The organism is Streptomyces sp. NPDC041796, from assembly GCF_055590785.1.
In genome coordinates, this window is record NZ_JBVJAH010000022.1 from 94,784 (window position 1) to 105,685 (window position 10,902).

The window sequence follows — 10,902 nt, forward strand, 5'->3', positions numbered from 1 at the left end:
TCTAAGGACATGAGCATGAGCGACAGCAGTCTGCGTCTCGTGTGGGTCTACCCGGACCTGCTCAGTACGTACGGAGACCAGGGCAACGCCCTCGTGGTGGAGCGGCGCGCCCGCCAGCGCGGCCTGGACGTGCAGCGGGTGGACGTGCGCAGCGACCAGCCGATCCCGACGTCCGGTGACATCTACCTGATCGGTGGCGGTGAGGACCGGCCGCAGCGGCTGGCGGCCGAGCGGCTGCGCCGCGACGGCGGTCTGAACCGGGCCGCCGAGAACGGCGCGATCATCTTCTCGGTGTGCGCCGGCTACCAGATCCTGGGCCACGAGTTCATCAACGACCTCGGGGAGCGGGAACCGGGCCTCGGCCTGATCGACGTGATCTCGACGCGTGGCGAGGGTGCCCGGTGCGTCGGTGACGTGCTGGCGGACATCGACCCGCGCCTGGGCCTGCCGCAGCTGACCGGTTTCGAGAACCACCAGGGCGTCACCCACCTCGGTCCGACGGCCCGTCCGTTCGCCCGGACGGTGTTCGGCAACGGCAACGGCACCGGAGACGGCACCGAAGGTGCGTACAACGACACCGTTTTCGGGACATACATGCACGGACCGGTCATGGCGCGCAATCCGCAGATCGCGGACCTTCTGCTGAAGCTGGCCCTTGACGTGAACGCGCTACCCCCGACCGACGACCGGTGGTACGAGGCACTGCGCGCGGAGCGCATCGCGGCGGCCTCGCAGCCCTCCTGACGGACCATCGGTCCCCAGGTCTTGTCAGTTCGTACGACTACCGTCCAGTAGTCGGACGCTCGTTTCGGCCCCGTCACCCAACGCCGGTAGGGTGGCGGGGATCCAACCGGACGACGTGGTCCGGGAGTCGGCCCACGTTGCAAAGGTATTTCGGGCTATGCGCATTGGTGTGCTCACCTCCGGCGGCGACTGCCCCGGTCTGAACGCCGTCATCCGTTCCGTCGTGCACCGCGCCGTCGTCGACCACGGCGACGAGGTCATCGGTTTCCACGACGGCTGGAAGGGCCTCCTCGAGGCCGACTACCGCAAGCTCGACCTGGACGCCGTGGCCGGCATCCTCGCCCGCGGCGGCACCATCCTCGGCTCCTCCCGCGTCCAGCCGGCGCACCTCGTCGACGGCGTCGAGCGCGCCAAGGGACACGTCGCCGACCTCGGTCTCGACGCGATCATCCCGATCGGCGGCGAGGGCACGCTCAAGGCCGCCAACCTGCTCTCCCAGGCCGGACTGCCGATCGTCGGCGTGCCCAAGACCATCGACAACGACATCGCCTCGACCGACGTCACCTTCGGGTTCGACACCGCCGTCGGGGTCGCCACGGAGGCTCTGGACCGGCTCAAGACGACCGCCGAGTCGCACCAGCGCGTGCTGATCGTCGAGGTCATGGGCCGCCACACCGGCTGGATCGCGTTGCACTCCGGCATGGCCGCCGGTGCGCACGCGATCGTCGTCCCCGAGCGCCCCTTCGACATCGACGAGCTGACCGCCCGGGTCGGGGCGCGCTTCGAGGCGGGCAAGAAGTTCGCGATCGTGGTGGTGGCGGAGGGCGCCAAGCCGCGCGCGGGCACCATGGAGTTCAACGAGGGCGGCAAGGACATCTACGGGCACGAGCGGTTCGCCGGGGTGGCCCAGCAGCTGGCCGGCGAGCTGGAGCACCGGCTCGGCAAGGAGGCCCGCGCGGTGATCCTCGGGCACGTCCAGCGGGGCGGGACGCCGACCGCGTACGACCGGGTGCTGGCGACGCGGTTCGGCTGGCACGCGGTGGAGGCCGCGCACCGGGGCGAGTTCGGCATGCTGACCGCGCTGCGCGGCACGGACATCGTGATGGTGCCCCTGGCCGAGGCCGTGGAGACGCTGAAGACGGTGCCGTCGGAGCGGTACGACGAGGCCGAGACGGTCCTCTAGAACCTCTGGATCTTCGTTTCGCACAGAACGATCCGCCCCCGGTCGCAGCCGCGATCGGGGGCGGTTCTAGTCTGGACCCCGCAAGCGGACAACCCAGCACGAAACGAATCAGGAGCCGGCGGATGGATCACAGCGGGCACGGTATGCACGACATGCCCATGGATCTGCCGCCGTTCACCCTGGGGCGGGCCCTCGCGTTCTCACCGGACAGCTTCTTCCTCGTCGGCTGTCTGCTCGCCCTCGGCCTGTACGGGTGGGGCGTGGCCCGGCTGCGCCGGCGCGGTGACGCCTGGCCGGTCGGACGGACGGTCTTCTTCGTCGTCGGGGTCCTGACCGTGGCGCTGGTGATGTGCACCAAGCTGAACGACTACGGCATGGTCATGTTCAGCGTGCACATGGTCCAGCACATGGTCATCAGCATGCTCTCGCCGATCCTCCTGCTGCTCGGCGCGCCGGTGACGCTGGCGCTGCGCGCCCTTCCGGTCGCGTCGCGGCGCGGCGCCAAGGGGCCGCGCGAGCTGCTGCTGGCGCTGCTGCACAGCCGTTACATGCGGATCGTCACGCACCCGGTGTTCACCATCCCGCTGTTCATCGCGAGCCTGTACGGCCTGTACTTCACGCCGCTGTTCGACTTCCTGATGGGTTCCAAGCCGGGGCACATCGCGATGATGGTGCACTTCCTCGCGGTCGGCCTGGTCTTCTTCTGGCCGATCATGGGCGTGGACCCGGGCCCGCACCGGCCCGGCTACGTGATGCGGATGCTGGAGCTGTTCGCGGGCATGCCGTTCCACGCCTTCTTCGGCATCGCGCTGATGATGGCGACGGAGCCGATGGTCAAGGCGTACGAGAATCCCCCGGCCTCCCTCGGCATCGACGCCCTCGCCGACCAGAACGCGGCGGGCGGCATCGCCTGGGCGTTCAGTGAGATCCCGTCCGTGCTGGTGCTGATCGCGCTGGTGTACCAGTGGTACCGGTCCGAGCAGCGCCAGGCGGTCCGCAAGGACCGGGCGGCCGACCGGGACGGCGACAAGGAGCTGGCCGCGTACAACGCCTACCTGGCCTCGTTGCAGGCGCGCGGACGGTAGCGGCCGGGGCTCCTCAGGGGGGACCATGGCGGTACGGCCGCCATGAGGAGGACGCGCATGTCCGGTTCCACGAAGACGATGAGTGGCGTCACCATCGGGGCGCTGGTGATGACGACGGCGTACACGGTGGCGCTCGGCAGCAACGGCTGGCTGTGGTTCGGCTGGGTGGTGCTCGGGCTGGTGACGATCGGGATGGCCGCCACGCGCGACACGTGATCCAGGCTGCTCAGAACCGGAAGAGCGGACCCGTCTCGGTGTCCAGCACGCACGCGTTCGGGTAGGTCCCGCGCCAGTCGAGCCGCAGCCCGCGCCACTCGCCCGTGGCACGGGCGGTGACCGGGTCGAACCTCTTCGTGCACGGGTGCTGGTCGCCGCGCAGCCGGTCGAGGTTCCCGCGCGCCGTGTCGAGGGCCGCGCAGGCGGCCTCGGCGTGCGGATGGTAGCCGCGCGGCCGGGGCGAGCAGTGCAGCCGGACGCCCCGGATCCAGCTCTCGTCGCCGCCCGAGACGGTCAGGAGGAGGCCGTGGTCCCGCGGGTCGGCGTGGCCGGGGGCGGCCGGCACGAGGGCGAGGAGGACGGCCGCGGCGACGGTGGCTCTGAGGGACATCTCGTACTCCCGGGGCTCCTGGTGCGGGAACGCGCAGGCTCCCGGGGTCCTGGGTGCGGGAACGCGCAGGGCCAGAGCACATCCGCCCCTCCCTGCGGCAAAGCCGCCACGCCGTGACGTCCCGCGCATGGCCCACGCGCTGTGGCGTCCGGCCCGAGAGGGCCAGCCCACGCGCCGTGACGGCCGGCCCGAGGAGGCCCAGCCCACGCGCCGTGACGGCCGGCCCGAGGAGGCCCAGCCCACGCGCCGTGACGGCCGGCCCTGGGCCACCCCAGCCGCCGTGGCGTCCGGACCTGGGCCACCCCCACGCCCAGTGGCGTCCGGCCCGAGGCCCCAACCCGCCGTGGCGTCCGGCCCGAGGAGGCCCAGCCCGCGCGCCGTGGCGGCCGGACCGACCCCACGTCCCCGCACGTGCCACCCGCGCAACGCCCCGCACCGCGTCACACGGGCGCCCGCTCCGTGCCGCGCCGGGCGGCGGCCACCGCCGCGAGTACCAGGCCGACACCGAGCACCATCAGCCCGCGCAGCCAGACCTCCGGCTCGACCCGGGTGGCGAGCAGGACGCAGGAGGCGGCGCCCAGCACCGGAACCACGGCCGGGGCCCGGAAATGGCCGGGCACCGCGCCCGGGTCGCGGCGCAGCACGAGCGCGGCGGTGTTGACCATGAAGAACACCACCAGGAGCAGCAGCACCAGGGTGGAGGCGAGGGTGGCGACACTGCCGGTGAGGGCCAGCAGCATCGACAGGGCCGTCGTGACGGCGATCGCGGCCCACGGTGTGCCGCGGCCGGGCAGCACCTTCGTCAGGGCGGCGGGGAGCAGGCCGTCCCTGGCCATGCCGTAGGCGAGCCGGGAGGACATGATGCCGGTCAGCAGGGCGCCGTTGGCGACGGCGACCAGCGCGATCGCGCTGAACAGCCACACCGGCACGCCGCCCGCCGCCTTCACCACTTCCAGCAGCGGCCCGCTGGACTTCGCCAGTGTGCCGGTCGGTACGGCGGCGGAGGCGGCCAGGCCGACGAGGACGTACACGGCACCCGCCGTGATGAGCGCGCCGAAGAGGGCGCGCGGGTAGGAGCGCCGGGGGTCGCGCGTCTCCTCGGCGACATTGACGGATGTCTCGAAGCCGACGAAGGAGTAGTACGCCAGGACCGCGCCGCTCAGTACGGCGGAGGCCGCACCGTGCTCGGCCGTACCGAGCCGGGTGAGGCGGCCGGGATCGCCGTCGCCCCGGAGCAGCAGCCAGGCGCCCAGCACGACGACGAGCGCGAGGCCGCCCAGCTCCACGACCGTGGCGATCACGTTGGCGCGGGTGGACTCGCGGATGCCCCGGGCGTTCAGCAGGGCGAGGGCGGCCAGGAACAGGACGGTGACCAGGGCGACCGGCACGGTGACGAACGCGGTCAGGTAGTCACCGGCGAAGCCCCGGGCGAGCGCGCCCACCGAGACGATCCCGGCGGCGAGCATGCAGAAGCCCGCGAGGAACCCGGCGAACGGGCCGTAGGCGCGGGTGGCGTAGTGGGAGGCACCACCGGCGCGGGGGTATTTGGTGGCGAGTTCCGCGTAGGAGGCGGCCGTGAGCAGGGCGAGCGCGAGGGCGGCGGCGAGCGGTACCCATACGGCGCCTCCGGCGTCGGCGGCGACCTGGCCGATCAGGACGTACACGCCGGCGCCGAGGACGTCGCCGAGGATGAAGAAGTAGAGCAGGGGCGTGGTGAGGGCCCGCTTGAGCGGCTGATCGTTCGCTGTGGACATGGAACCCCGTCTTCCCCGGATGCCCGGCGCCAGCCGGGACGTCGGTCACTGCCGGGACGGTGGTCGGGGCCGGGACGGTGGTCGGAGCACGGGACGAAGGCGGTCGGGGCACGGGACGGTGGTCACGGCACGGGCCGTTGTCACCGGCCGGGCGGCGGGGCGGCCCGGCGGCGGTGCGGAGGGTCAGCGGCGCATGGGGCCCCACGGGCGGCGCTGGCCGGCCACCTCCGCCTCCGCCTCCTCGATCACGGCGAGATCGATCCAGCTGACCGGCTCGATGTCGCACACCAGCGGCTCGTTGTCCGGGCCGCGGCCCACCTCGCGGCCACGGAGGGTCCAGGGGCGTACGTCGCCGTCCCGGACGCGGCGCAGATGGCAGTAGTCGTACAGGCGGCGCGCCACCCACAGCCGCAGGGAGCGGTCGCCCCACCACGACTCGACCTGGAGCGGGTTGGCGGACAGCCCCGGCATCGGGATCCCCGTGAGCTCGTCGACGCTTCGGGTCGCGCCCAGGTCGTGGCCAGGGCCTCGCGACCAGCGGACGTAGAGCGGCCCCCGGCGCTCCACCAGCTCGCCGAGCTCGCGGAGGGAGCTCACGGTGGGCAGCTCGGTCTCCCCGTCGGGGACAGCGGACCGGTCGGTCGTGTACGTCATGGGTTCCACCCTCCTCGTCGCGCGGAGGACCACCGCATACCCAGCCATTCTCGGGCGACGCGCCGTTTACCACCACGTGACCGCCCCGTCCCGGGCGTCACATCCACCAAGGGCGGGCCCACCAAGGGCGCACGCGTACGCGCACCGCAGCGCGGGGGGCGTATGTGTGCGCCGGGCGCGCGCCCCGCGCGTACCCCGGGGAAATGTTCCAGCCGGGCAGCCCGGGGAAGCCGCATGGGTGACCATACGGATGCCCGGCGTGATCACCGGGCGGACGACAGGGAGGGGATGGGACGTGACCAGGGTGCTTGTCCTGCACAGCGTCAGTCTGCTGAGGTCGGCGCTGGTGGCGCTGCTGAAATCGGAGGGGGCGTTCGATGTGTTCTCGGCCGGTTGGCGCACCGCGACCAGGCACGCCGAGTCGTTACGGCCGGATGTGTGCGTGGTGGACCTCGACTGTCCGGGCGCGGCGGCCCTGCTGGACGGCGGGCCGGAGACGGACCGGGGGATGCTGGGCGCGCGTACGGCGCTCCTGGTGCTGGCGTCGGCGGGGCGGCCGGGAGCCCTGCGCCGGGCGTTCGAGGCACGGGCGCTGGGCTACGTGGACAAGCACGGTTCCCCACACCGGTTGGTGCGGGGCATCCGCAAGGTCGCCGAGGGCGAGCGGTTCGTGGACGAGTCGCTCGCCTTCGGCTTCCTGGAGGCGTCCAGAATGCCCTTGACGGCACGGGAGTTGAGCGTGCTGGCGCGGGCGGCCGAGGGCGAGTCGATCGCGGAGATAGCGCGGGGCCTGCACCTGTCGAACGGGACGGTACGCAACTACATGGCGTCCGCCACCCGGAAGGTCGGCGCACGCAACCGGATCGACGCGATCCGTATCTCGCAGGGCGCCGGGTGGGTGTAGGGAGCCTTCCGGGTCAGGCCGCGTCCGGGTGCCACAGCCCGACGAGGTCCCGGTAGAGGCAGGAGCGCGCCAGCAGCTCGCCGTGCGGGGCGCACTGGGCCCGGTCGCCGTCCAGGACCAGGACCCGGTCGGCCCGCACGGCGGACGAGATGCGGTGGGCGACGACGACGAGGGCGCCGGGCCGGGCGGCGAGGGCGCGTTCGGCGTGTTCCTCGGTGTCGGGGTCGAGGTGGCACGTCGCCTCGTCCAGGAGGAGGAGCGGGGCGGCGGAGAGGTGGGCGCGGCCGAGCGCCAGCATCTGCCGCTCGCCGTGCGACAGCCTGCTCGGATCGATCACCGCGTCCGGGCCGCCGAGGCGTTGGACGAGGGGAGCCAGCCCGAGCGCGTCCACCGCGCGCTCGACCTGCGCCGGGGTGGCGTCGGGGCGGAGGTAGCGGAGGTTGTCGAGGACGGTGCCGGTGAAGACGTACGCCTGCTGGGGCAGGAGCGCGGGCGGGCCGGACACGGTGACCGTGCCGCCGGTCGGGTGCACGAGACCGGCGAGGAGGGCGGTCAGGGTGGACTTGCCGATGCCGCTCGGGCCCACGACCGCGAGGTGCTCCCCCGGTTCCACCACCAGGTCGAGGCCGTCCAGCACCGGCCGAGCCCCGGGACCGTAGGCGAAGGTGACGCCCCGCAGCTCGGCGGCGGGCGGGTGGGCCCGGCGGAGGAGGGACGGCGACTTCGGGGACTGCGATTCCGGGGTCTGCGACTCCGGGGACCGCGGGCGGCGCGCCAGGTCCTCATGGGACTCACGGTCCTGACACGTCTCGCCGGACTCGCGGGACTCGCTGGACTCGCCGGACTCGCCGGACTCGCCGGACTCGCCGGACTCGCCGGTGAAGCGTTCCAGGACCACCAGCAGCCGCGTCCCGGCCGCCCCGAGCGCGGTCATCAGCGCGTCCAGGGCCGGCAGCAGCGCCTGTACGAGGTAGGTGAGGGCGCCGAGCAGCGCGCCCGCGGTGACCCCGTGACCCAGCAGCCAGGGGGTGGCCAGCAGCAGCGCGACCACCGGGAGGCGGCCCGCCGCACCCAGGGCGAGCGTGCGGACGGCCGCCCAGCGGGCCAGGTGGCGGGAGAGCCGGGCCTCGGCGTCGACCAGCCGCCCGACCTCGTCGGCGACGTGCCGCTCGCCTCCGCACGCCACCACGTCCCGCAGCCCGGCGCCGACCGCGCCGACACGGGCCGACAGTGCCTCGTCGGCGTCGAGGAACGCGCGCTGCACGGCGGCCATGGGAGCGAGGGTGGCGAGGAACAACGCCAGTCCGACCAGGAGCGGCGGAAGGACGACCAGGGTCAGCAGGGGTTCCAGGGATGCCATGCCGAGCAGCGCGCCGACGGCGGTGAAGACGAAGGAACGGGTGGTCAGCACCAGTCCCGCGAAGCTGTCACGGGCGATCTCGGTCTGGTGGGTGAGGCGGGAGACGGCCGCGCTGCCGCCCGGCCCCTCGGCGCGGGCCGGGTCCGCCACCGCCGTCGCCAGAGCCTGCGACACGGCCCGGCGGACCAGCCCGTCCCGCAACGGCTCCACCAGCCCCGCGAGCCCGGCGAACACGCCGCGTACGGCCAGCCCACCCAACAGGGCCCCGGCGGCGGCCACGGCCAGCCACGCCAGGCCCACTCCGGTGCGCCCGGCGAGGAACCCGTCGTCCAGCGCGCGGGCGACTCCGTACCCGCCGAGGAAGGTGTGGGCGGACTCCAGCAGGGACCAGGCGGCGAGGCGCAGCACGTCGCGCTTCCTCCGCAGCAGGAAACGGCGCCCCTCGGGGAGGACCCGGCGCGCCGTCATGGGTCCCCCGCGCCCGTGGCGGCGAAGACGGCCCGGTACGCCGGGTCCCGCCACAGCGTCCGGTGCGGCCCGACGGCGCGTACCCGGCCGTCGTCCAGCCATACGACGAGGTCCGCCCCGGCGGCCGAGGAGAGCCGGTGGGCGACGACGAGCCGGGTGCCCGGCCGGACGTCGTGGGCCAGCGCCCGCTCGACCTGCCGCTGGGTGACGGTGTCCAGCCCGGACATGGCGTCGTCGAGGATCAGCAGCCGTCCCGCGTGGGCGAACGCCCTGGCCAGTCCGAGGCGTTGGAGCTCACCGCCGGAGAGCGGCGCGTCGCCGAGGGGCGTGTCGTATCCCTCGGGCAGCCGTGTGACGAAGCCGTCCGCCCCGGCCGCACGGGCGGCGGACCGCACGGCGCTCACCGGGGGCGGGTCGGCGCCGAAGGCGATGGTGTCGCCGACGGTCGTCCCGAAGAGCGCGGGCCGGCTGAAGGCGTACCCCACCTCGCGGCGCAACTGCCGGGGCCCCACGCGGTCCAGGGGCATGCCGTCGAGCAGGACCTCGCCCTCGTCGGGGTCGACGAGCCGGCCCGCGACGGCGGCGAGCAGGGACTTGCCGGCGCCCGACCGGCCGACCACGGCGGCGGTCGCCCCGCCGGGCACCCGCAGGTCGATGCCGTGCAGCACGGTGACCCCGTCGCGTACGAGGGTGACACCGCGCAGTTCGAGGGTGCCCGTGCCGTCGGCGGGCAGGGTCTCCGGGCCGTGCGGTATCGCGGGGAGGGCAAGGAGCTCGCCGGTGCGGCGGGCCGCGGTCCGGCCTCGGACCAGGGCGCCGAGGGCCGCGGCCACCGAGCCGACACCGGCGGCGAGAGCCGCGTACCGCGAGGCCGCCACCAACTCGCCCACACTCAGGGCGCCGGTGGCGAGCCTGGCCCCGCCGACGGCGAGGACGACGGTCACCAGGAGGGGCATGAGCACGCTGCTCCGGGCGACCGCGCGGCCGTGGACGAGCCACATCGTCCGTCCTTCGGCGGTGAGTTCGGGCAGCGTGGCGAGGATGCGGCGTTCCTCGCGCGCGGTGGTCTTCGCGGCGGCGATCGTGCGGGCGCCGGACAGTGCCTCGACGAGGCGGTCCGCCATGCCGGACTGCACGCGCTGGTAGCGGGAGACGGTGGCGGAGGAACTGAGGGCGAAGGCCCTCAGCAGCAGGACGAGCAGCGGGACGCCCGCGAGGAAGGCGGCCGCGGTCCACAGGTCGATGAGGAGCAGCGCGACGAGCGCCCCCAGGGGCGGCAGGATCGTGGCGAACGCGCCCGCGGCGGTGGCCGGGACCGTGCCTGCCTCGGTGGCGTTGGCGGTCAGCCGGGTGGCGAGGTCACCGGGCGCGAAGCGGGCCGCCGCGTGGTGCGGGGAGGCGGCGAGCAGGCGGCCGAGAGCGTGGTGGCGGAGCCAGGCGGTGGACCGGGCGTTGGTGGTGCCGGCGAGCAGGGCCACGAGCGCGTCGAGGGCCACCTCGGCCGCGATCAGCGCGGCGCACAGGGCGACCCAGCGTGGCGCGTCGGCCGACCGGGCGAGCAGCAGGTCGAGGCTGCGGCCGAGGACGGCCGGCTCGGCCAGGGCGGCGAGCGCGGCGCCCACGGAGCAGAACAGGATGGCCACGGCACGGCCTCCGCTGTGCCGGGCGGCGCCCCACAGGACCCGGTCGGTCCCCCGCCGGTCCTCTCCCCCGCCCCCGGCGTCACCGGGCGCTCCGCAGCCGGGTCGGGAGCCGCCCGTTGACTTGGTCGCCTCCCCGAACCGGGTTCCCTCCGGGCACTGGACCCCCTGCCCAGCGCCGGACCCCAGCGCGCCCCCGCCCTCACCGGGCGCTCCCCGGCCGGGCCCTCCCGCGGGTGCGGAGCCGCTCGTGGAGCCGGAGGTCCGCCGCGGTGCGGGAGCCGCGGGTGCGGAGCCGCTCGCGGGGCCGGAGGTCCGCCGCGGTGCGGGAGCCGCGGGTGCGGAGCCGCTCGCGGGGCCGGAGGTCCGCCGCGGTGCGGGAGCCGCCGGTGCGGAGCCGCTCGCGGGGCCGGAGGTCCGCCGCGGTGCGGGAGCCGCGGGTGCGGAGCCGCTCGCGGGGCCGGAGGTCCGCCGCGGTGCGGGAGCCGCGGGTGCGGAGCCGC

At 74.4% G+C, this 10,902-nt stretch carries 11 protein-coding genes; 5 read left to right on the forward strand and 6 right to left on the reverse strand.

Annotated features, from left to right (window positions below; all coding sequences use genetic code 11):
• Window positions 1–15 precede the first annotated feature (15 nt).
• From ACZ6C1_RS32445 to ACZ6C1_RS32460, 4 genes are all read left to right on the forward strand, one after another.
• A complete protein-coding gene (locus tag ACZ6C1_RS32445; RefSeq protein ID WP_469245910.1) occupies window positions 16–744 on the forward strand; it encodes a type 1 glutamine amidotransferase in 729 nt (242 codons plus the stop codon).
• 157 nt (window positions 745–901) lie between these two features.
• Entirely contained in the window at window positions 902–1,927 is a 1,026-nt protein-coding gene (locus tag ACZ6C1_RS32450; protein WP_469245911.1) for a 6-phosphofructokinase, read from the forward strand.
• A 122-nt stretch (window positions 1,928–2,049) separates the two neighbouring features.
• Window positions 2,050–3,012: a cytochrome c oxidase assembly protein gene (locus ACZ6C1_RS32455; protein ID WP_469245913.1), complete on the forward strand. Its 963-nt coding sequence runs from the start codon at window positions 2,050–2,052 to the stop codon at window positions 3,010–3,012.
• A 57-nt stretch (window positions 3,013–3,069) separates the two neighbouring features.
• A complete protein-coding gene (locus ACZ6C1_RS32460) occupies window positions 3,070–3,228 on the forward strand; it encodes a hypothetical protein (RefSeq protein ID WP_469245915.1) in 159 nt (52 codons plus the stop codon).
• A gap of 10 nt (window positions 3,229–3,238) precedes the next feature.
• Here the strand turns inward: ACZ6C1_RS32460 and ACZ6C1_RS32465 are convergent, their stop codons facing one another.
• The 3 genes from ACZ6C1_RS32465 to ACZ6C1_RS32475 form a co-directional block, all read right to left on the reverse strand.
• A complete protein-coding gene (locus ACZ6C1_RS32465) occupies window positions 3,239–3,619 on the reverse strand; it encodes an SSI family serine proteinase inhibitor (protein WP_469245917.1) in 381 nt (126 codons plus the stop codon).
• Between the two features lie 440 nt (window positions 3,620–4,059).
• Window positions 4,060–5,373 carry an APC family permease gene (locus tag ACZ6C1_RS32470; RefSeq protein WP_469245919.1) on the reverse strand — a complete coding sequence of 438 codons (1,314 nt, stop codon included), beginning with the start codon at window positions 5,371–5,373 and terminating at the stop codon, window positions 4,060–4,062.
• A 183-nt stretch (window positions 5,374–5,556) separates the two neighbouring features.
• Window positions 5,557–6,027: a DUF6098 family protein gene (locus ACZ6C1_RS32475; RefSeq protein ID WP_469245920.1), complete on the reverse strand. Its 471-nt coding sequence runs from the start codon at window positions 6,025–6,027 to the stop codon at window positions 5,557–5,559.
• 295 nt (window positions 6,028–6,322) lie between these two features.
• On the opposite strand from ACZ6C1_RS32475, the gene ACZ6C1_RS32480 reads away from it, so the two are divergent.
• Window positions 6,323–6,931 carry a response regulator transcription factor gene (locus ACZ6C1_RS32480; RefSeq protein ID WP_469245922.1) on the forward strand — a complete coding sequence of 203 codons (609 nt, stop codon included), beginning with the start codon at window positions 6,323–6,325 and terminating at the stop codon, window positions 6,929–6,931.
• Window positions 6,932–6,944: 13 nt separating this feature from the next.
• Here the strand turns inward: ACZ6C1_RS32480 and ACZ6C1_RS32485 are convergent, their stop codons facing one another.
• The 3 genes from ACZ6C1_RS32485 to ACZ6C1_RS32495 form a co-directional block, all read right to left on the reverse strand.
• Window positions 6,945–8,759 (reverse strand): ATP-binding cassette domain-containing protein, encoded by a 1,815-nt coding sequence (locus ACZ6C1_RS32485; protein ID WP_469245924.1) that lies wholly within the window; start codon window positions 8,757–8,759, stop codon window positions 6,945–6,947.
• On the reverse strand, window positions 8,756–10,402 hold the full coding sequence (locus ACZ6C1_RS32490; RefSeq protein WP_469245925.1) for an ABC transporter ATP-binding protein: 1,647 nt from the start codon (window positions 10,400–10,402) through the stop codon (window positions 8,756–8,758). The genes ACZ6C1_RS32485 and ACZ6C1_RS32490 overlap by 4 nt, the downstream gene beginning before the upstream one ends.
• Before the next feature lie 199 nt (window positions 10,403–10,601).
• The coding region (locus ACZ6C1_RS32495) for a hypothetical protein (protein ID WP_469245927.1) at window positions 10,602–10,902 on the reverse strand (301 nt) is incomplete at its 5' end.

What these genes read in the sequence shown, in the direction of transcription:
- ACZ6C1_RS32460 (WP_469245915.1), top strand. Translation starts at nt 3,070, where the DNA reads ATGTCCGGTTCCACGAAGACGATGAGTGGCGTCACCATCGGGGCGCTG.
- ACZ6C1_RS32450 (WP_469245911.1), top strand. Translation starts at nt 902, where the DNA reads ATGCGCATTGGTGTGCTCACCTCCGGCGGCGACTGCCCCGGTCTGAAC.
- ACZ6C1_RS32445 (WP_469245910.1), top strand. Translation starts at nt 16, where the DNA reads ATGAGCGACAGCAGTCTGCGTCTCGTGTGGGTCTACCCGGACCTGCTC.
- ACZ6C1_RS32475 (WP_469245920.1), bottom strand. Translation starts at nt 6,027, where the DNA reads ATGACGTACACGACCGACCGGTCCGCTGTCCCCGACGGGGAGACCGAG.
- ACZ6C1_RS32455 (WP_469245913.1), top strand. Translation starts at nt 2,050, where the DNA reads ATGGATCACAGCGGGCACGGTATGCACGACATGCCCATGGATCTGCCG.
- ACZ6C1_RS32470 (WP_469245919.1), bottom strand. Translation starts at nt 5,373, where the DNA reads ATGTCCACAGCGAACGATCAGCCGCTCAAGCGGGCCCTCACCACGCCC.
- ACZ6C1_RS32465 (WP_469245917.1), bottom strand. Translation starts at nt 3,619, where the DNA reads ATGTCCCTCAGAGCCACCGTCGCCGCGGCCGTCCTCCTCGCCCTCGTG.
- ACZ6C1_RS32485 (WP_469245924.1), bottom strand. Translation starts at nt 8,759, where the DNA reads ATGACGGCGCGCCGGGTCCTCCCCGAGGGGCGCCGTTTCCTGCTGCGG.